Raw genomic sequence first — 19,790 nt, 5'->3', positions numbered from 1 at the left:
AGCCGGTCAGGACGAGGCGGGGGTGGGGTCGCCCGCGACGGCCTCGTCGACCGTCGGATAGGTGTGCAGCACCTCGACCAGGCCGCTGACCTCGAGGATGCGCAGCACACCGCGCTGCGGGGCGGCCAACCGGACCACGCCGCCGGCCTCGTCGCAGCTGTTCTTGGCCCGGACGAAGACCGACAACCCGGTCGAGTCGCAGAACGACACCTCGGCCAGGTCGAACACCAGCCGGCTGCGACCCTTGTCGAGCAGGTCGGTGATCTGGTCCTGGAGCTGCGGTGCGGTCGCCATGTCGAGTTCGCCCGCGACCGACACGACGACGACGTCGCCGCGCTGTTCCGTGTGCACCGTCAGGGACATTCAGACCTCCTGTTATTGGTGAAACGGTATCCCACGAACGGCGGGACACGCCGGACGGGAGCGCTTCCGGTGGGACCGGTCATTCCTTTGCCGCGGGGCAACTACCGGGTCCGCCTCCGGTGATAGAGTCCGGCCGGCCCAGCTCACAGGAGGTAACCATGGCGTTGACCGCAGACGGAGGCGACCGACTCGTCGAGCTGCTGACCGGGCACGGTGAGCGGGTGGTTCAGCGGTGGACGGAGATCGTCACCGCCTCCCTGCGCGGCCGGCTCAGCCAGGCCGAGCTCCGCCTCCAGGTGCAGGAGCTGCACGCTAGCATGATCAATGCCGGCGGCGTCGGCCTGGCGGACCTCCAGTCACCCGGGGCGGGTGAGCTGCGGGCGGTGCTCGCCGACCTGTCCCGCAGCCGGGCCCGGCAGAGCTTCACCGCCACCGAGACCGCGGTCAGCATCTACGCCCTCAAGGACGTCCTGGTCGAGCTGGCCGAGACCGACGGCGTGGAACTCTCGCTGCGGGACGTCATCGACTTCACCGGCCTGGTCGACCGGATGGGGCTGCTCACCTTCGAGACCTACGTGCAGACCCGCGAGGGCCTGATCGCCGACCAGGCCGAGCAGCTCCTCGAACTCTCCACCCCGGTGGTGAAGATCTGGGACGGCGTGGTCGCCGTGCCACTGGTGGGCACCCTCGACTCGGCCCGCGCCCAGGTGGTGATGGAACGGCTGCTGCAGACCCTGGTCGACACCGGTTCGCCGTACGCCATCATCGACATCACCGGCGTGCCGGCGGTCGACACCCAGGTCGCCCAGCACATCCTCAAGACGGTGGTGGCCGCCCGGCTGATGGGCGCCGACTGCATCATCTCCGGCATCCGCCCGCAGATCGCCCAGACCATCGTCGCGCTCGGCATCGAGTTCGGCGACATCGCCACCAAGGCGAGCCTGGCCGACGCCCTGCGGCACGTGCTGCGGCTCACCGGGGTGGAGACGTCCCGCCGCCACCGCGGCCGGGAGGCGTGATGGAACGGGTGCCGATCCTGAAGATCGGCGACATCCTGCTGGTCTCCATCCAGATCGACATGTCCGACCAGACGGCGGTCACCCTCCAGGAGGACCTGGCCGAGCGGATCGTGGCGACCGGCTGCCACGGCGTCATCATCGACATCACCGCGCTGGACATCGTCGACTCCTTCGTCGGCCGGATGCTCTCCACCATCGCCTCGATCTCCAAGGTGCTCGACGCCGAGACGGTGGTCGTCGGGATGCGTCCCGCGGTCGCCATCACCCTGGTCGAGCTGGGCCTGTCGCTCAACGGCATCCGCACCGCGCTGAACGTGGAGCGGGGCATGGAGCTGATCGCGGCGTCCCGTGGCGACGACGACCTCGGGTACGACGAGGACCCCGAGGACGCGGAGTCCGGGACGGCGGCGACATCGTCATGACCCCGGGAGTCGACCTGGGCACGCAGACCCAGGCGATCGCCAGTGACGAGGACGTCGTCCGGGTCCGTCAGCTGGTGCGTACCGTGGCGGTGGCGGTCAAGCTCTCCCTCGTCGACCAGACGAAGCTGGTCACCGCCGCGAGTGAGCTGGCCCGGAACACCCTCATCTACGGCGGTGGCGGCACCGCCGAGGTGACCGTCGTCGAGGACGGCCGGCGGCGGGGCGTGCGGATCGTCTTCGCCGACTCCGGTCCGGGCATCGCCGACCTGGGCCTCGCCCTCACCGACGGGTACACCACCGGCGGCGGCCTCGGCCTCGGCCTCAGCGGTTCCCGTCGACTGGTCGACGACTTCGACATCCAGACCGCCCCCGGCGAGGGCACCCGGATCACCGTCACCAAGTGGTCCCGATGATCCACGACGTCGTGCCGGACGCGGGCCACTGGTACCGGCCGGAGAGCGGCAGCACCGCCAGTGCCGTCCGGCGCGCGGCGGAACGCCTCGGCGTTCAGCTCGGCCTGGGCGAGAACCGGGTGGCGGAGCTGGCCATCGTCGCCGCCGAGCTGACCAGCAACCTGGTGAAGCACGCCCAGGAGGGCGTCCTGCTGCTGCGTCCGGTGCGGTCCGGCGACGCGGCCGGGGTGGAGCTGATCGCGGTCGACTCCGGCCCCGGGATGGCCGACCTGACCGTCTCCTCCCGGGACGGCCACTCCACCACCGGCACCCTCGGCATCGGCCTCGGCGCCATCACCCGGCAGGCGAGCTGGTACGACGCCTGGTCCCGGCCGGGTCGCGGCACCGTCTTCGCCGTGCAGGTGTGGGCGAAGGATGTGCGGGTCGCCCCGGCCTGGGCGGCGGGGCTGACCCGGCCGATCACCGGCGAGCAGGTCAGCGGGGACGGCCACGCCGTGCGCAGCGGGCCGGGCCGGCACCAGGTGCTGGTCTGCGACGGGCTGGGACACGGGCCGTTGGCCAACGCCGCCGCCGAGGCGGCGGTCGCCGCCTTCCGGTCCGCCCCGGACGGGCCGCCCGCCACCGTGGTGACGTACCTGCACCGCGCCATGTCGCACACCCGCGGGGCCGCGGTGGCGGTGGCGGAGCTGGACCCGGCGGCGGGCCTGCTGCGCTACGCCGGCCTGGGCAACATCGCCGGGACCGTGCTGGCCCCCGACGGCACCCGGCGGGGAATGGTGTCGCTGCCCGGCATCGCCGGCCACCAACGCCCGACGGTCCGGGAGTACGACTACCCGTTCCCGCCCGGCGCGCTGCTGGTGATGCAGAGCGACGGCGTGGTGGACCGGTGGCGCTCCGACGACTACCCGGGGCTGACCGGGCGGGCGCCGGTCGTCGTCGCGGCGACCCTGCTGCGGGACGCCGGGATCCGCCGGGACGACGCCTGCGTGCTGGTCGCGAGAGCCCCGTCGTGACCGCCCGCGAGCCACTCCTGCGGATGGCGTTGCGGGTGGAACAGGACATCTTCGGGATCCGTCAGCGGGGCCGGGAGGTCGCCGCGGCGGTCGGGCTGGAGCACCAGGACCAGGTCCGGTTCGCCACCGCGCTCAGCGAGGTGGCCCGGGACCTGCTGCGCATGGCGGACGGCGCGGACGTCAGCTTCGCCGCCGTGACGGAGCTGGACGGCCGGCGGTTCCTCAGCGTCGACCTCGCCCCGCTGCGCCCCCTGCCGGGCAACCGCTACGAGCCGCAGTCCGGCGCGGTGGCGCGACTGGTGGACACCCTGGGACTGGCGGAGGTGGCGGGAGATACCGTCGTGAGGATGTCCCGACGCGTCCCGGCCGCCGCCGCGGCGCTGACCCCGGCACGCCTGGCTGAGCTGGGCACCACTGCCCCGGCCAGCGCCCTCGACGAGCTGGCCACCCAGAACGGGCAGCTCATCGCCGCGCTCGACGAGGTACGCAGCCAGCGGGACGAGCTGGCCGTGCTGAACGCCGAGCTGGAGGAGACCAACCGGGGCGTGATGGCGCTCTACACCCAGCTCTCCGAGGAGCTGGAGGAGACCAACCGGGGGGTGGTGGCCCTCTACGCGGAGCTGGACGAGAAGTCGGCCCAGTTGCGTGCGGCGAGCGAGTCGAAGAGCCGGTTCCTGGCCAACGTCAGCCACGAGCTGCGCGCCCCGGTGACCGCGATCATGGGGCTGGGGCGGTTGCTGACCGACCCGGCGTCGGACCCGCTCACCGCCGAGCAGGCCCAACAGGTCGAGCTGATCCGGTCCTCGGCGACCGACCTGCTCTCCCTGGTCAACGACCTGCTCGACCTGGCCAAGGCGGAGGCGGGCCGGATCGAGCCGGAGTGGGCGGAGGTCGACCTGCGGGCGGTCTTCGGTCAGCTACGCGGGACGCTGCGGGCGCTCGTCCTGCGCTCCGAGGTGGAGTTGCTGGTCGAGGAGCCGGCCCCGGGCACGGTGCTCCGCTCGGACGAGGTGCTGCTGGCCCAGGTGCTGCGCAACCTGCTGCACAACGCGGTGAAGTTCACCGACCGGGGCGAGGTGCGGATGCGTGCCGAGCGGGCCGCCGACCGGATCCGGATCCGCGTCTCGGACACCGGCCCGGGGATCCCCGCCGAGCTGCACGAACGGATCTTCGAGGAGTTCTACCAGGTGCCGGGGACCAGCCGGCGCAGCGGCACCGGGCTCGGCCTGCCGTACGCCCGGCGGTTGGTGGCCCTGCTCGGCGGCACCCTGTCGCTGACCAGCGAGCCGGGCCGGGGCAGCAGTTTCACGGTGGACCTGCCCGTGGCGGGGGTGTGACGTGGCCGGCGCTGCGGCGACGATCCTGGTGGTCGACGACAGCCCGACCAAGCGCTACCTGCTGGTGAGCTGGCTGACCCGGGCGGGTTTCACCGTCCGGGAGGCCGAGAACGGCACCGAGGCGCTGGCCCGGATCGGGGTGGACCCGGTCGACCTGGTGGTCCTCGACGTCCGGCTCCCGGACCTGAGCGGTTTCGAGGTCTGCGAACGGATCAAGGCGGACCATCCGGCGATCCCGGTGATCCACGTGTCCGCGCACGCGGTCGACGTGGTGGACCGTGCCCAGGGCCTGACCCGGGGCGCGGACGCCTACCTGGCCGAGCCGATCGAGCCGGAGGAGCTGGTCGCCACCGCGCACGCGGTGCTGCGCTACTACCAGGCGAGGACCCGGGCCGAGCTGCTCGCCGAGCGGCTCACCGGGCTGGCCGACACCACCGTGGCGGTGCACGCCGCGTCCACCTTCGCCCGCCTGTTGCAGGAGGCGGCGACCGGTGCGGCGCAGATCTTCCGCAGCCCGGCGGCGGTGGTCGCGGAGACCTTCGACGGGGAGTGCCTGGCCGGCATCGCCGCCGGTCCGGGTGCGGCGGCGCAGATCGTACCGTGGGTGGTCGACGACACCGGCGTGCCGACCGGCGCGACCGTCCGGGTGGACGCCCCCGAGGGGTGGGGGCTGGTGCGCTGGCCGGTCGACGACACGGTGACCGTGGCCGCCGCCAAGCTGCGGGAGGACCGCGCCCCGCTCTACGTGGTGGTGCCCACCGCCACCCAGACCGCCCGGACGCCGGTGCTGGTGCAGCTCGCCCAGGCGGTCGCCTCGGCGGTGGAGGCGCAGCGCTCCTACGACGAGGAGCACCGGATCGCGGTCACCCTCCAGCGCAGCCTGCTGCCCCGCCGGCTGCCGGACGTGGCCGGTCTCGACCTGGCGGTGCGCTACGAGCCGGCCAGCGCGCAGACCGAGGTGGGCGGGGACTTCTACGAGCTGGTGATGCTCGACGGCCGGCTGCTGGTGGCGATCGGCGACGTCGCCGGCCACTCGCTGCACGCGGCGACGGTGATGGCCGAGCTGCGGCACGCGATGCGGGCGTACGCGGTGGAGGGGCACCAGCCCGGGGTGATCCTGGAACGGCTCAACGTGCTGATGCGTACGTTGCTGCGCAACGAGCTGGCGACCCTGTGCATCCTGCTGCTGCACCCGTCGACCGGCCGGATCCGGCTGGCCAGCGCCGGGCACCTGCCGGCGCTGGTGTCGGTGGACGGCCGGGTGGAGTACGTGCAGCAGTCGGCCCCGCTGCTCGGGGTGCGGGCGGACCGGCCGGAGGACCTGGAGTTCACCCTGCCGCCGGGGGCGACGCTGGTGCTCTACACCGACGGGCTGATCGAGCGCCGGGACGCCACCATCGACGACGGCCTGGCCGCCCTGGCGGCCTGCGCGACGGTGGTCGACGACGACCTGGACGGCTTCTGCCAGCGGCTGCTGGTCGAGCTGGCCCCGCCGGAGATCCACGACGACGTCGCGGTGGTCGCGGTCCGCCGCCGCTGACCGGTTCCGACTGCTCTCCGGAGCCGCCCCACCACGGGGAGGATGTCCTCGTGTGCTCGCCCCACCCCACCCCCGATGCGGCCGGCCCCGGTGGCCGCGCCACCGGCTCACCGAGCACGCAACACCCACCACTGTCCTAATTACCGAGAGTGCTCAGGTGTGTCCCCACTTTCGATATTGCTCACCGTAACCCCAGGCCACCCCCCACTTAATCCCCCTGCATCCTTTGCTCTGCTGCCCTATTCGCGACAACGCGCTGAGCTGCGGTTTTGAAATTCACCGGAGACGGGTCGTGGTCCTTGCCTGACACGGTGAGTAGCCGTTGCCTCGATGGCAGCAGAGCAAAGGATGCGGGGTGGGAGGTGGGTTGGTGGCGACTTTCGTTACTCATCGTTGTCGCCATCGGTTGGAGTTGGTCGCTGTGGGGATCACCGGGAAGCGGGGATGCAGCGGTGCTTTCGGGTGCCGGGCGTCCGAGGGAGGTGGGGTGTCCGGGCGCCGGGTACCGGGCGTCGGAGGGGCCGGGGTGTCTGAGGGGTCTGAGGGGCGGGGGTGTCCTGGGTGTCCGGCGCGTCAGGAGCGTTCGGGAGCATCCCGCCGGTGTTGAGGTGGCGGGGGTCTGCCGATATCCGGCTGTCAGGATCGGCTGGTGCAGCGGCACGGTGGCATGCGGTGGCGGTGATCCGCGCACCAGGATTGTGGAGAGTTTTTGCGGCTATGGCGACAAGAACTCTCCACACAGTGCAGTCGCCGGCGACCGGCGTGGTTGCGGGTTGGACCGGGCGGTGGGGTCGTCGGTCGACCGCCGGGCGAGCTGAGCGACCCGGTGGCGGGGTCGGCGGGGGTCGGTGGCGGGGCTGGTCGTCTGGCTTTCCGTGCCCGTCGGGCCGACGCTGACCGGGTGCGCGGTTCGCTGGCCTTGTACGTGGTGGGGATCAGCGCAGGGAGCGGGCATAGCCGGTGGGGGTGCGACCGGTGACGGCGGCGAAGTCGCGGGCCAGGTGGGCCTGGTCGCTGTAGCCGAGGTCGGCGGCGAGGGTGGCCCAGTCGGGCCACCCGGTCACGACGTGTTCGATCGCCTCCAGGAGGCGGTATCGGCGGATCACCCACTTGGGGCCGACGCCGACATGGTCCAGGAAGAGTCGCTGCAGTCGCCGGACGGAGAGGTCGTGCCGGCGGGCGAGGTCGTCCACCCGCAGCACGCTCCGGTCGGTGCGGATCATCTCGGCCAGGGTGATCGCCTCGGTCGCCGCCGGGTCGGGTTGCGGTGCCCAGCCGAGCAGGAAGGCGTCCAACGCCCGGCGGCGCTCGTCGTCCGTACCCCCGCAGCGGGGTGACGCGACGACGGACCCGGCGCCGTGCGCGGCGGTCGGTCCGGTGGCGCATGGGGCGGTCGATCCGGCGGCCCGCGCGGCGGTCGGTCCGGTGGCGCGTGGGGCGGTCGATCCGGCGGCCCGCGGGGCGGTCGATCCGGCGGCCCGCGGGGCGGTCGGTGCGGTGGCGCGCGGGGTGGTCGGTGCGGTGGTGTGTGCGGCGGCCGCACCGGTGGCGCGGGTGGCGGCCGGGTCGGTGGTGAGCGGGTCGGTGGTGAGCGGGACGCGCCGGTCGGTGAGTTCGGCGACGGGGTGACGCCAGAACGGGCGGAAGCCGCCGGGGCGGAACTGGATGCCGCTGACCGCTCCGGTGCCGGTCAGGGTGACCGTGAACAGCCGTCGGCCCACCCCGGCCACCTCGCCGGTCTCCGGCCCGCCGGCATCCTGCCGGAAGACCACGTTGACCGCCGGATGCGGCACCACCTGCTGCACGAACGGCGCGGTCAGCGCCCAGTCGGCCAGCCAGTAGTGCTCCACCCAGGGGCGCAGTTCGGGTGCCGGCAGGTGCCGCCGGAACCGCACCTCCCGGCGCAGCCGGACCGGATCGAGGATGCCCCGGTGATCCCCGCGTGGCTGTCGCATTCGTTCAAGACCACCTTCATACGCTGGCCGTATGCCGACGAAGACTAGTGAGCTGCTGGCCACCGCCGTCCCGCCGACCGTGGCGATGGTCCGGACGATCGACGACGACCAGCTCGACCTGCCCACGCCGTGCGCGGACTACACCGTCCGGGGACTGCTCAACCATGTGTACGACGTGGCGGTCAACTTCCAGCGGCTGGCTGCCCGGCAGGAGGCGGACTGGTCGGCCAAGACCGACCACGTGGCCGAGCCCGGCTGGCGGGACCGGTTCGCCGCCGAGGTGGCGCAGCTCGTCGTCGCCTGGGACGACCCGGCCAGCGAGGAGGGGGTCGTGCCGGGGATGGGACTCTCCCGGTCGACGCTCGGCCTGATGGGCGTGGTGGACCTGGTGGTGCACGGCTGGGACCTGGCGCGGGCGACCGGCCAGCCGTACCAGCCGGCGCGCGAGTGCCTCGCCGCGGTGCACGGCTTCATGGACGAGATGGGATCGATGGGGCGGCAGATGGGCGCGTTCGGCCCGGAGGTGCCGGTCGACACCGACCGTAGCGAGCTGGACCGGCTGCTCGGCAGCACCGGCCGCGACCCGGCCTGGACCCGCTGACCGGCGCGGCCTGCTCCGGTGGCGGGTCGGGGCCGGGCGGGTCGTCGTCCGCCCGGCCCTCGTCGGTCACCGGCCCGGGTCAGGCCCGGCCCAGCCGGTCGAGGATCCAGGCGTTGACGAACGCCTCCTCGCGCCAGGCGTCGTACCGACCGCTCGGGCCGCCGTGGCCGGCGCCCATTTCGGTCTTGAGCAGGTAGTCGCCCTGCGGGGCCACCGCGCGCAGCCGGGCGATCCACTTGGCCGGCTCGTGGTAGAGCACCCGGGTGTCGTTGAGGCTGGTCACCGCCAGGATCGCCGGGTAGTCGAGCGCGGCGACGTTCTCATACGGCGTGTACGACTTCATGTACGCGTACACCTCGGGGTCGGCGAGCGGGTTGCCCCACTCCTCCCACTCGGTGACCGTCAACGGCAGTGACGGGTCGAGCATCGAGGTGAGCGCGTCCACGAAGGGCACCTGCGCGACGATCCCGGCGAACGCGTCGGGGGCCAGGTTGGCCACCGCACCCATCAGCAGGCCACCGGCCGACGCGCCCCGGGCGACCAGCCGGTCGCTCGCCGTCCAGCCGGCCTTGACCAGGTGCCGGGCGCAGGCCACGAAGTCGGTGAAGGTGTTCTTCTTGGCCAGCAGCTTGCCCTCGTCGTACCAGCGGCGGCCCAGTTCACCGCCGCCCCGGATGTGCGCCACGGCGAAGACGACACCCCGGTCGAGCAGGCTGAGCCGGGCGATGGAGAACCACGGGTCCGTGCTGGCCTCGTACGAGCCGTAGCCGTAGATCACGGCGGGGGCGGAGCCGTCGCGCGGGGTGTCCCGCCGGCAGACCAGCGAGATCGGCACCCGGGTGCCGTCGTCGGCGAGCGCCCACTCGCGGTGCTGCTCGTAGTCGGCCGGGTCGTACGCGCGACCGTCCGGCCCGGGGAGCACCGGCTTGCGGCGGCGCAACGTCAACTCCCTGGTGACCAGGTCGTAGTCGTACACCGAGTCGGGGGTGACCAGCGAGGTGTAGCGGAACCGGAGCTGCCGGGTGCGGTACTCCGGGTTGCCGTCCAGCCCGACGCTGTGGATCGGCTCGGGGAACTCGATGTCGTGGCCGTCGCCGCCGCCGACCGGGAGCACCCGCAGCCCGGTCAGCCCGTTGCTGCGCAGCGAGACGACCAGGTGGTCGGCGAACGCGTCGACCGACTCCAGCCGGGTGCCGGGGCGGTGCGGGATCAGCGGCACCCAGTCGCCGGGGGCGTCGGCCGAGGTGTACGCCAGCGCGAAGTCCTCGGCGTCGTCGTTGTGCAGGATCAGGAAGCGGTGGCCGTGGTGCTCGACGCTGTATTCCACGCCCTGCCGACGGGGGGCGATCACCGCCGGCTCGCCGGTCGGGTTGTCGGCCGGGATCACCCGGACCTCGCTGGTGACCTTGCTGTTGCTGTCGATCAGCACGAAGCGTTCGGAGCGGGTCAGCTCGACGCCCACCCAGAACCGCTCGTCCTCCTCGACGTACACCACCACGTCCTCGCCCGACGGGGTGCCGACGGTGTGCCGCCACACCCGGTCGGGCCGCCAGGCCTCGTCGACGGTGATGTAGAACAGCACGCTGGCGTCGGCCGACCAGGCGGTGCCGTAGAAGGTGTCGGGCACCTCGTCGTCGAGCAGCTCGCCGGTGCTCAGGTCCTTGATCCGCAGGGTGAAGCGTTCGTCGCCGGAGAAGTCCGTCGAGTAGGCCAGCCAGCGGCCGTCGGGGCTGACGTCGAACGCGCCGAGGGAGAAGAAGTCGTGCCCCTCGGCGAGCTGGTTGCCGTCGAGCAGCACCTCCTCGCCGTCGAGCGGGGCACCGTCCGCGCTGACCGGGGGCGCGGTCTCGCCGTCGCGGACCGGGCGGCGGCACTGCACGCCGTACTGCTGGCCCTCGACCGTGCGGGTGTAGTACCAGTGACCCCCCTTGCGGCTGGGCACCGACAGGTCGGTCTCCTGGGTGCGCTGCCGGATCTCGGCGAACAGCGTGCCGCGTAACGCCTCCAGGTGCGCGGTGCGCTGCTCGGTGTAGGCGTTCTCGGCGGTGAGGTGGGCGATGGTCGCCGGGTCGTCCTTGGCGGTCAGCCAGGCGTACTCGTCGACGACGGTGTCGCCGTGGTGGGTGCGCTCCGCGGGGACCTGTCGGGCGACGGGCGGGGTGGTCTCGGTGGTCACCCCGCCACGTTACCGGCCCGTCGCGCTGCGCGGCGCGGTCGAACCACCACCCACCGCTTTAGAACATGTGTACGATGACTGTCATGTCGACGGGAGCGGGTTCGGCCGGTGCAGCGGAGATCACCCGGCGGTTGGCCGGGATCTGCGGTCCCTCCTTCGCCCGGTTCGCGGGGGCGGCCGACGAGGTGGCCGGGCGGCTCGCCCGGTGGGTGGCCGTCCCCGGCGGGCCGGCTGCGGCGGCCGAGGTGCTGCGGCTCGCCGCCCGGCACGACCTGTCGGTGGTGCCCCGGGGCGCGGGCACGAAGATCGACTGGGGTGCCGCCCCCGCCCGGGTCGACATCATGCTCGACACCGGCCGGCTCGCCGGGGTCGGTCACCAGCCGGCGGCCTCCCCGGTGGTCGAGGTGGGCGCGGGCACCCCGTTGCGGGCCGTGCAGGCCACCCTCGAACGCACCGGGCGTCGGCTCGCCCTCGACCCGCCGTCCCCCGGGGCCACCCTCGGCGGGGTGCTCGCCGCCGCCGAGTCCGGCCCACTGCGGCACCGCCACGGCACCGCGTGCGCGCAGGTGGTCGGCCTGCGCTGGCTGGACGCCGACGGCGAGCTGGTCAGCGCCGGTCGCAGCGCTGCCGAGCTGGCCGGTGCGGCGGCCCCGGTCAGCCTCGACCTGGGCCGGTTGTTCTGCGGCTCGCAGGGCGGGCTGGGGGTGCTCGTCTCGGCCACGCTGCGGGCCCCGGCGGTGCCGGCGGCCCGGGTCTGGGTGTCCCGGCCGGTGTGGACCCCGCTGGAGGTGCACGACCTGATCCGGGCGGTGCTCGCCGCCGACCTCGACCCGGCCGCCGTCGAGCTGGACCTGACGGCTGCCGGTTCCCCGCCGGCCCCGGCCGGCACCCCGGCGGCGGGGGCCACCTCGGGGCCGGCGGGCCGGCCGATGTCCGCCGCCGAGGCGGCGGCCCGCGCCAACCATCCCGCGATGGCCGGCCGGCGGGCGGATCCGCCACCGGCCCGGGGCAGCGCCGGTGAGCTGACGATCCTGCTGGAGGGTGGCCGGTCCGAGGTGGCCGAGCGGGCCGACCGCCTGCTGGCGCTGCTCGGCGCCGCGGCCAGCAGCGCCGACCAGCCGCCGTCGTGGTGGCGGCGTTACCCGTTCGCGCCGGGCGACACCGCGCTGCGGGTCGAGGCACCCGCCACCGACCTGCACGCCGCGGTCTACGCGCTGCGCGACGCCGCCGGTGCGCCCCTGCCGGTGCGCGGCTCCGCCGGTCTGGGCGTGGTGCACGCCGCGCTGCCCGGGGCGCTGCCGGCCGACCGGGTGGCCGGCATCCTCGCCGCCGTCCGTGGGGTGCTGCTGGCCCGCCGGGGCCGGTGCGTGGTGGTCGCCGCGCCCCCGGCGGTACGCCGGGCGGTCGACGTGTGGGGTGAGGCGGCGGTGATCCCCCGGCTGCGGGAGGCGAAGGACCACCTCGACCCGCACCGCCGGCTCGCCCCCGGCCGGCTCCCCGGCGGCCTCTGACCGCCCGCCACCGCGTTCGGGGGTGGCGGCGTACTCAGAAGGTGTCGTTGCGGAGCACCAGGATGGCGATGTCGTCGCGGGGCGACTCGACCGAGAAGTTGATCGCGGTGGACCGCAACCGGGCCGCGATCACGTCGGCGGAGTAGCCGGCCAGGGGCGCGGCGGCCTCCCGGAGCCGTTCGGTGCCGAAGAGTTCCCGGCCGCGTCGCCGCTCGGTCACCCCGTCGGTATAGAAGATCAACGCGTCGCCCGGGGCGAGGGGGACCTCCACCGAGGGCGAGGTGATCGAGTCGAGCAGACCGAGGGCGGTGCCCCCGGTGCCGACGAAGGTCGCCCCACCGGCACCGTGCAGCAGGACCGGCCGGTCGTGCCCGGCCAGGTGCAGCGAGACGTCGAGCCGGTCGCCGTCGCCCGGCCCGACCGCCGCCAGCGCGAGCGTGCAGTACCGCCCGCCACCCCGTTCGACCAGCGTGTCGTTGAGCCGGGACAACGCCTCGGGCAGCGGCTTGCCGTCCCCGACCAGCACCCGGATCACGTCCCGGACCAGCCCGGTCACCGCGGCCGCCTGCACGCCCTTGCCGGACACGTCGCCGATGACCACCAGCCAGCGTCCGTCCGGCAACGGCACCACGTCGTAGAAGTCACCGCCGACCTCGGCCTCGTCGCCGGTCGGGACGTACTCGGCGGCGAAGCCGACACCCTCGACGACCGGGAGCACGGGCGGCAGCAGCGACTGCTGGAGGGTCTGCGCCACCCGCCGCCGTTCGGCGTGGATCCGGGCGTTCTCGATGGCGAGACCGGCCCGCCGGGCCACGTCCTCCAGCACCGCGACCTCGTCCGGGTCGTGCCGGTGCCGCTGGTGCCGCCCCACGGCCAGGGTGCCGAGGCGCTGGCTGCGGGCGACCAGCGGCACGGCGAAGCCCTCCATCGGCCCGCCGAGCGGCACCTGCGACCCGGTGCGCGAGGCCTCCCGCAGCCGGGCCTGGACCGAGTCCGGCCCGGACTCCTGGAGGACCTTGTGCAGCTGGGGCAGGACCGACTCGTCGGCGTGACTGGACGCGGCCAGCCGGAGCCGGCCCCACTCGTCGGTGGTGTGCACCGCGCACCACTGGCCCAGCCGGGGCACCACGAGCTGCGGGATCAGCGCCATCGTCAGGTCGACGTCGAGTGACTGGGCGAGCAGTTCGCTCGCCTCGGCGAGGAAGGTCAGCCAGGCCGAGCGGCGGACGTCCGCCCGGCGCAGCCGGTCGTTCTCCAGGTGCAGCGAGAGTCGTTCGGCGGCGAGCACGGCCAGCGGCCGGGCGTACGCCGACGGTGCCGCGTCCAGCTCCAGCTCCCCGGCGTACGGCCGGTGCACCGCCAACGGCACCCGGAGCAGCTCGTTGCCGGGGCGCGGCTGACGGCCGTACCGGGCCAGCACCTGCGGCCCCTCCCCCTCGCCCCGGTCCAGCCGGATCACCCCGCCGGCCGCGCCCACCATCTCGGCGACCCGGGTGAGCAGGTCGGTGGCGAAGTCGGTCAGCGGCTCGTCGGCGTACGGGTCGGGTCGGGTCTGGGTCAGCTCGCTCATCGCGGCGGCGCTCGGCGCGGTGGTCACCGGGTCGTTGTCGGCCCGGCCGGACGGCGGGTGCGGGGCGGGCGGCCCGTCGCCGTGGTCGCCGTGGCGGTCCAGCCGGAACCACACCCCCTTGCCGGTGGGCAGGTAGGTGGTGCCCCAGCGGCTGGCGAAGTGGTCGACCAGCAGCAACCCGCGCCCCCGTGCGGAGACCTCGCCGATCTCGTCGGTGTCGTTGCGGATGCCGACCACCAGTTCGTCCACCGGCCCGGCGGCGAAGTCGGAGACCGTGACGGTCAGGCCGATCCGGTCGGCGACGACCTCGATGTCCAACTCGGTGCGGGCGTGTTCGACGGCGTTGGTGGACAGCTCGGTGGTGAGCAGCAGCGCCTCGTTGAGCAGCTCGTCGAGGTCGGCCTCGGCGAGCACCGAGCGGACGACCGCGCGGGCGGCGGCCGGGGTACGCCGGTCGGCGGGCAGCCGGACCCGCCGGACGTGCTCGTCCCGTCCCGCGTCTGTCCCGGCCCCCGGCTCCGCTGACATCCCCGTATCCTCTACCGCCGTCGGCCGGGTGCCAAGCCGCACCACGCACCGTCACACCTGCCGTACCCGTCGGCGGGCCGACGACACACCCTGGTCACGCGGGAGACGGTGTGCCGGCGAGGTGGCCCGGCCCGGTGGGCCGGGGATGCCGCCGACGCCGCCGGGGCGGCAGTGCCGGCGAGGTGGGGTGCCGCCGGGGCGGGGGTGACAGCGGGGTGGGGTGCCGCCGGTGCCGGTGGGTCTGCCGGTGGGGCGGGGGATCCGCCGGGTCCTCGTCGGGCACGTCGCAGCCACGGCCCCGGTGGCGGCGCGGGCACAATGAGGGGAGGCTGGCGTGTCGGCACGCCGGGGGACCTCCGAGCTGAGCGAGGAATGATGACCGCGAAACAGTCGGTGACAGCGGACGTGTCCGCTTCCGAGCATGACGCGCTCCTCGGCGAGCTGTCGGAGGCGCTACGGCGGGTCGGCCGGGGCGACTTCAAGGTGCGGCTGCCCCGGCGCGCGGGCGCGGCCGGTGAGGTGGCGGACGCCTTCAACGAGGTGGTGTCGCTCCAGGAGCGGCAGCACCTGGACCTGCGCCGGATCAGCCGGGTGGTGGGTCGGGACGGTCGGCTGACCGAGCGCCTCGACGAGGAGGGCCTGGACGGCTCCTGGGCGGAGGGGCAGCGGGCGGTCAACTCGCTCATCGACGACCTGGGCCGCCCGACCACCGAGATCGCCCGGGTGATCATGGCGGTGGCCGACGGCGACCTCTCCCAGCACATGGCGCTGGAGATCGACGACCGCCCGCTGCGCGGTGAGTACCTGCGGATCGGCCGGACGGTCAACACGATGGTCGACCAGCTCTCGTCGTTCTCCAACGAGGTGACCCGGGTGGCCCGGGAGGTGGGCACCGAGGGCAAGCTGGGCGGTCAGGCGGACGTCCGGGGTGTCGCCGGCACCTGGAAGGACCTCACCGACTCGGTGAACACCATGGCGTCGAACCTGACCGGCCAGGTGCGGTCGATCTCCCAGGTGGCGACGGCGGTGGCCCGGGGCGACCTGTCGCAGAAGATCACGGTGGGGGCGCGTGGCGAGGTCGCCGAGCTGACCGACACGATGAACTCGCTCACCGACACGCTGCGGCTCTTCGCTGAGCAGGTGACCCGGGTGGCCCGGGAGGTGGGCACCGAGGGCAAGCTCGGCGGTCAGGCCCAGGTGCCGAACGTGGCGGGCACCTGGAAGGACCTCACCGACAGCGTCAACTCGATGGCGTCGAACCTGACCAGCCAGGTGCGTAACATCGCTCAGGTCTCCACGGCGGTGGCCCGGGGCGACCTGAGCCAGAAGATCACCGTGGCGGCCCAGGGCGAGATCCTGGAGCTGAAGGACACCGTGAACACGATGGTGGACCAGCTCTCGTCGTTCGCCGACGAGGTGACCCGGGTGGCCCGTGAGGTCGGCATCGAGGGCAAGCTGGGTGGGCAGGCGCAGGTGCGCGGGGTCTCCGGCACCTGGCGGGACCTGACCGAGAACGTCAACCAGCTCGCCGGCAACCTGACCAGTCAGGTCCGTAACATCTCGCAGGTCTCCACGGCGGTGGCGAAGGGTGACCTGTCGCAGAAGATCACGGTGGACGCGCAGGGCGAGATCCTGGAGCTGAAGAACACCGTGAACACGATGGTGGACCAGCTCTCGTCGTTCGCCGACGAGGTGACCCGGGTGGCCCGGGAGGTGGGCACCGAGGGCAAGCTAGGCGGACAGGCCCAGGTGAAGGGTGTCTCCGGCACCTGGCGCGATCTCACCGACAACGTGAACTCGATGGCGTCGAACCTGACCAGTCAGGTCCGCAACATCGCCTCGGTGACCACGGCGGTGGCCAAGGGCGACCTCGGGCAGAAGATCACGGTCGACGCCCGGGGTGAGATCCTGGAGCTGAAGTCCACGGTCAACACGATGGTGGACCAGCTCTCGTCGTTCGCCGACGAGGTGACCCGGGTGGCCCGTGAGGTGGGCACCGAGGGCAAGCTCGGCGGGCAGGCCCAGGTCCGTGGCGTCGCCGGCACCTGGCGGGACCTGACCGACAACGTGAACTCGATGGCGTCCAACCTGACCAGCCAGGTCCGCAACATCGCCCAGGTCTCCACGGCGGTCGCGCGCGGTGACCTGTCGCAGAAGATCACGGTGGACGCGCAGGGCGAGATCCTGGAGCTGAAGAACACCGTGAACACGATGGTGGACCAGCTCTCGTCGTTCGCCGACGAGGTGACCCGGGTGGCCCGTGAGGTGGGCACCGAGGGCAAGCTCGGCGGTCAGGCACAGGTCAAGGGCGTCAGTGGCACCTGGCGGGACCTGACCGACAACGTGAACTCGATGGCGTCCAACCTGACCAGTCAGGTCCGCAACATCGCCTCGGTGACCACGGCGGTGGCCAAGGGCGACCTCGGGCAGAAGATCACGGTCGACGCGCAGGGCGAGATCCTGGAGCTGAAGAACACCGTGAACACGATGGTCGACCAGCTCAGCTCGTTCGCCGACGAGGTGACCCGGGTGGCGCGCGAGGTCGGCATCGAGGGCAAGCTCGGCGGTCAGGCGCAGGTGAAGGGGGTCTCCGGCACCTGGCGGGATCTCACCGAGAACGTCAACCAGCTCGCCTCGACGCTGACCACCCAGCTCCGGGCGATCTCCCAGGTCTCCACCTCGGTGACCCGGGGCGACCTGACCCAGCGGATCGCGGTCAAGGCGCAGGGCGAGGTCGCCGAGCTGAAGGACAACATCAACCAGATGATCGTCACCCTGCGGGAGACGACCAAGAAGAACGCCGAGCAGGGCTGGCTGGACTCCAACCTGGCCCGGATCGGCGGCCTGCTCCAGGGCCAGCGGGACCTGGGCGAGGTCTGCCGCATGATCATGATGGAGGTGACCCCGCTGGTCGACGCGCAGCTCGGCGCGTTCTTCCTGGCGGACACCTCCGACGGGGTGATGCGGCTGCGGCTGACCGCCTCGTACGGCTACGTCGCCCGGGGGCACGAGGTCACCTTCGGGCCGGGTGAGGGGCTGGTCGGCCAGGCCGCCCTCTCCCGCCGGACGATCCGGCTCAACGCGCTGCCCGACGGGCGGATCACCCTGCGGTCGGGGCTGGCCGAGACGCTGCCGTCCGACCTGGTGGTGCTGCCGATCCTGTTCGAGGGGGAGCTGCTCGGGGTGATCGAGTTCGCCAGCGTGGCCCGCTTCTCGGAGCTGCACCTGGCGTTCCTGGAGCGGCTGGTGCTCACCATCGGCGTCGCGGTCAACACCATCCAGGCCAACCGGCGTACGGAGGAGCTGCTGGCCCAGTCGCAGCGGTTGGCGCTGGAGTTGCAGGACCAGTCGGCGGAGTTGCAGCGCACCAACGCCGAGCTGGAGGACAAGGCCAAGCTGCTGAGCGAGCAGAAGGGCAACATCGAGACCAAGAACCGGGAGATCGAGCTGGCCCGGCTCGGCCTGGAGGAGAAGGCCCAGCAGCTCACCCGGGCGTCGGCGTACAAGTCGGAGTTCCTGGCCAACATGAGCCACGAGCTGCGTACCCCGTTGAACTCGTTGTTGCTGCTGGCCCGGCTGCTGGTGGAGAACTCGGAGCGCAACCTCACCCCGAAGCAGATCGAGTTCGCCCGGACGATCCACGGCTCCGGCTCGGACCTGCTGCGCTTGATCGACGACATCCTGGACCTGTCCAAGATCGAGGCCGGTCGGATGGACGTCGAACCGACGGAGATCCGGTTCGCCGAGATCCGGAACTACGTGGAGCAGGCGTTCGCCCCGCAGGCGGAGGACAAGAACCTCGACTTCCAGGTACGGGTGGCCAAGGAGCTGCCCCCGGCGCTGGTGACCGACGCCCAGCGGTTGCAGCAGATCCTGCGCAACATGCTCTCCAACGCGGTGAAGTTCACCGACAACGGCGCGGTCACCCTGCGGATCGCCCCGGCGGCGGAGAACGCGGTCTTCGACGTGCCGGCGCTGACCAACGCCCGGCAGGTGATCGCCTTCACCGTGATCGACACCGGCATCGGCATCTCGGACGACAAGCTCAGCATCATCTTCGAGGCGTTCCAGCAGGCCGACGGCACCACCAGCCGGCGGTACGGCGGCACCGGGCTGGGCCTGTCGATCAGCCGGGACCTGGCGCGGCTGATCGGCGGCACGATCACCGTGACCTCCGCGCCGGGGCAGGGTTCGACGTTCACCCTGTTCGTACCGGACGTGCTGGCGCCGGACGCGGTGGTGGCCCCGCAGTCGCCGTCGCCGGAGCGGGCGGGGCTGCCGTCGTCGCTGCTGATGCCGCCGATGGAGCTGCTGGCCACGCCGGAGGCCCCGGCCACCCGGCAGCTGGACGGCGCCACCGTACTGATCGTCGACGACGACGTACGCAACGTGTTCGCGTTGACCAGCGCGTTGGAGCTGCACGGGATGACCGTGCTGTACTCGGACAACGGCGCGGACGGCGTCCGTGTGCTGGCGGAGCATCCGGAGGTGGACATCGTGCTGATGGACGCCATGATGCCCGACCAGGACGGGTACGAGACGACCCGGCAGATCCGCCGTAACCACCGCTTCGCCGACCTGCCGATCGTCTTCCTCACCGCCAAGGCGATGCCGGGTGACCGGGAGTCGGCGCTGGCGGCCGGGGGTAGCGACTACATCACCAAGCCGGTGGACCTGGACGGGCTGATCGAGCGGATGGCGTCCTGGATCAGCGGCCGCCGAGACAGGGAGAATTCGTGACGCAGACGGCCAAGGCGCTGCTGGTCGACGACCGTCGGGAGAACCTGATGGCGCTGGAGGCGATCCTCCAGGGGCTCCCGGTGCAGTCGGTGGCCGTGGAGAGCGGTGAGGCGGCGCTGAAGCAACTGCTGGTGGACGACTTCGCGGTCATCCTGCTCGACGCCCAGATGCCGGACATGGACGGGTTCGAGACGGCCAGTCACATCAAGCGCCGGGAGCGGACCCGGCACGTGCCGATCATCTTCCTCACCGCCGCCGACAAGGACGCCCAGCTGGCCCTGCGCGGGTACGCGGTGGGGGCGGTCGACTACCTGACCAAGCCGTTCGACCCGTGGGTGCTGCGGGCCAAGGTGTCGGTGTTCGTGGAGCTGTGGGTGAAGACCCGGCAGCTGGCGGCGCAGTCGGACGTGGTGCGGGAGCGCGACGCCCAGTGGCGGGTGCTCACCGACGCGGTGGACGAGGCCACCACCCTGCTGCGCGCCGAGGACGACCCGCAGGCCCGGCAGCGCGCCCTGGACGTGCTGGAACAGGCCCGCTGGGGCCACACCGCCTGACCCCGGCCGGGCGGCCGTGTCGCGGTGACCGCCTCACCGGGCGGGCAT

The 19,790-nt window shown here is 72.8% G+C and carries 14 protein-coding genes; 10 read left to right on the top strand and 4 right to left on the bottom strand.

Annotated features, from left to right (window positions below; translation table 11 throughout):
• Positions 1-6: 6 nt before the first annotated feature.
• Positions 7-363, bottom strand: a complete 357-nt coding sequence (locus GA0070623_RS16870; protein ID WP_067310147.1) for an STAS domain-containing protein — start codon at positions 361-363, stop codon at positions 7-9.
• Between the two features lie 158 nt (positions 364-521).
• Here GA0070623_RS16870 and GA0070623_RS16865 point away from each other — a divergent pair, with 158 nt between their 5' ends.
• Genes GA0070623_RS16865 through GA0070623_RS16840 form a run of 6 tightly spaced genes read left to right on the top strand, consistent with a single transcriptional unit; the run spans position 522 to position 6,107 of the window.
• Positions 522-1,382, top strand: coding sequence for an STAS domain-containing protein (locus GA0070623_RS16865; protein ID WP_067310144.1), 861 nt, complete (start codon positions 522-524; stop codon positions 1,380-1,382).
• Positions 1,382-1,804, top strand: a complete 423-nt coding sequence (locus GA0070623_RS16860; protein WP_067310139.1) for an STAS domain-containing protein — start codon at positions 1,382-1,384, stop codon at positions 1,802-1,804. Before GA0070623_RS16865 ends, GA0070623_RS16860 begins: the two co-directional genes overlap by 1 nt.
• A complete protein-coding gene (locus tag GA0070623_RS16855) occupies positions 1,801-2,217 on the top strand; it encodes an anti-sigma regulatory factor (protein WP_067310136.1) in 417 nt (138 codons plus the stop codon). Before GA0070623_RS16860 ends, GA0070623_RS16855 begins: the two co-directional genes overlap by 4 nt.
• The gene (locus tag GA0070623_RS16850) at positions 2,214-3,230 is read left to right on the top strand and encodes an ATP-binding SpoIIE family protein phosphatase (protein ID WP_067310183.1); all 1,017 of its coding nucleotides are present in this window, start codon (positions 2,214-2,216) and stop codon (positions 3,228-3,230) included. The genes GA0070623_RS16855 and GA0070623_RS16850 overlap by 4 nt, the downstream gene beginning before the upstream one ends.
• Before the next feature lie 23 nt (positions 3,231-3,253).
• Positions 3,254-4,567: an ATP-binding protein gene (locus tag GA0070623_RS16845; RefSeq protein WP_067310181.1), complete on the top strand. Its 1,314-nt coding sequence runs from the start codon at positions 3,254-3,256 to the stop codon at positions 4,565-4,567.
• A gap of 1 nt (position 4,568) precedes the next feature.
• The gene (locus GA0070623_RS16840; protein WP_089004090.1) at positions 4,569-6,107 is read left to right on the top strand and encodes a SpoIIE family protein phosphatase; all 1,539 of its coding nucleotides are present in this window, start codon (positions 4,569-4,571) and stop codon (positions 6,105-6,107) included.
• Positions 6,108-7,042: 935 nt separating this feature from the next.
• Here GA0070623_RS16840 and GA0070623_RS31415 read toward each other — a convergent pair.
• Positions 7,043-8,062 carry a helix-turn-helix domain-containing protein gene (locus tag GA0070623_RS31415; protein WP_067310129.1) on the bottom strand — a complete coding sequence of 340 codons (1,020 nt, stop codon included), beginning with the start codon at positions 8,060-8,062 and terminating at the stop codon, positions 7,043-7,045.
• 31 nt (positions 8,063-8,093) lie between these two features.
• Between GA0070623_RS31415 and GA0070623_RS16830 the strand changes: the two genes are divergently transcribed.
• Positions 8,094-8,663 (top strand): TIGR03086 family metal-binding protein, encoded by a 570-nt coding sequence (locus GA0070623_RS16830; RefSeq protein WP_067310127.1) that lies wholly within the window; start codon positions 8,094-8,096, stop codon positions 8,661-8,663.
• A 79-nt stretch (positions 8,664-8,742) separates the two neighbouring features.
• Here GA0070623_RS16830 and GA0070623_RS16825 read toward each other — a convergent pair whose 3' ends face one another.
• Positions 8,743-10,839 carry a S9 family peptidase gene (locus GA0070623_RS16825; RefSeq protein WP_067310125.1) on the bottom strand — a complete coding sequence of 699 codons (2,097 nt, stop codon included), beginning with the start codon at positions 10,837-10,839 and terminating at the stop codon, positions 8,743-8,745.
• 83 nt (positions 10,840-10,922) lie between these two features.
• Here GA0070623_RS16825 and GA0070623_RS16820 point away from each other — a divergent pair, with 83 nt between their 5' ends.
• Entirely contained in the window at positions 10,923-12,350 is a 1,428-nt protein-coding gene (locus GA0070623_RS16820; protein ID WP_331715183.1) for an FAD-binding oxidoreductase, read from the top strand.
• 34 nt (positions 12,351-12,384) lie between these two features.
• Here the strand turns inward: GA0070623_RS16820 and GA0070623_RS16815 are convergent, their stop codons facing one another.
• Positions 12,385-14,448, bottom strand: a complete 2,064-nt coding sequence (locus GA0070623_RS16815) for a SpoIIE family protein phosphatase (protein ID WP_067310112.1) — start codon at positions 14,446-14,448, stop codon at positions 12,385-12,387.
• Positions 14,449-14,820: 372 nt separating this feature from the next.
• Between GA0070623_RS16815 and GA0070623_RS16810 the strand changes: the two genes are divergently transcribed.
• On the top strand, positions 14,821-19,188 hold the full coding sequence (locus GA0070623_RS16810) for a HAMP domain-containing protein (RefSeq protein WP_089004089.1): 4,368 nt from the start codon (positions 14,821-14,823) through the stop codon (positions 19,186-19,188).
• Positions 19,185-19,742 (top strand): response regulator, encoded by a 558-nt coding sequence (locus GA0070623_RS16805; RefSeq protein WP_067314896.1) that lies wholly within the window; start codon positions 19,185-19,187, stop codon positions 19,740-19,742. Before GA0070623_RS16810 ends, GA0070623_RS16805 begins: the two co-directional genes overlap by 4 nt.
• Positions 19,743-19,790: the final 48 nt, after the last annotated feature.

Source organism: Micromonospora rifamycinica (assembly GCF_900090265.1).
GTDB lineage: Bacteria > Actinomycetota > Actinomycetes > Mycobacteriales > Micromonosporaceae > Micromonospora > Micromonospora rifamycinica.
This window is presented reverse-complemented; position numbering and strand designations above follow the sequence as displayed.

What these genes read in the sequence shown, in the direction of transcription:
- GA0070623_RS16870 (WP_067310147.1), bottom strand. Translation starts at nt 363, where the DNA reads ATGTCCCTGACGGTGCACACGGAACAGCGCGGCGACGTCGTCGTCGTG.
- GA0070623_RS16865 (WP_067310144.1), top strand. Translation starts at nt 522, where the DNA reads ATGGCGTTGACCGCAGACGGAGGCGACCGACTCGTCGAGCTGCTGACC.
- GA0070623_RS16860 (WP_067310139.1), top strand. Translation starts at nt 1,382, where the DNA reads ATGGAACGGGTGCCGATCCTGAAGATCGGCGACATCCTGCTGGTCTCC.
- GA0070623_RS16855 (WP_067310136.1), top strand. Translation starts at nt 1,801, where the DNA reads ATGACCCCGGGAGTCGACCTGGGCACGCAGACCCAGGCGATCGCCAGT.
- GA0070623_RS16850 (WP_067310183.1), top strand. Translation starts at nt 2,214, where the DNA reads ATGATCCACGACGTCGTGCCGGACGCGGGCCACTGGTACCGGCCGGAG.
- GA0070623_RS16845 (WP_067310181.1), top strand. Translation starts at nt 3,254, where the DNA reads ATGGCGTTGCGGGTGGAACAGGACATCTTCGGGATCCGTCAGCGGGGC.
- GA0070623_RS31415 (WP_067310129.1), bottom strand. Translation starts at nt 8,062, where the DNA reads ATGCGACAGCCACGCGGGGATCACCGGGGCATCCTCGATCCGGTCCGG.
- GA0070623_RS16830 (WP_067310127.1), top strand. Translation starts at nt 8,094, where the DNA reads ATGCCGACGAAGACTAGTGAGCTGCTGGCCACCGCCGTCCCGCCGACC.
- GA0070623_RS16820 (WP_331715183.1), top strand. Translation starts at nt 10,923, where the DNA reads ATGTCGACGGGAGCGGGTTCGGCCGGTGCAGCGGAGATCACCCGGCGG.
- GA0070623_RS16815 (WP_067310112.1), bottom strand. Translation starts at nt 14,448, where the DNA reads ATGTCAGCGGAGCCGGGGGCCGGGACAGACGCGGGACGGGACGAGCAC.
- GA0070623_RS16810 (WP_089004089.1), top strand. Translation starts at nt 14,821, where the DNA reads ATGATGACCGCGAAACAGTCGGTGACAGCGGACGTGTCCGCTTCCGAG.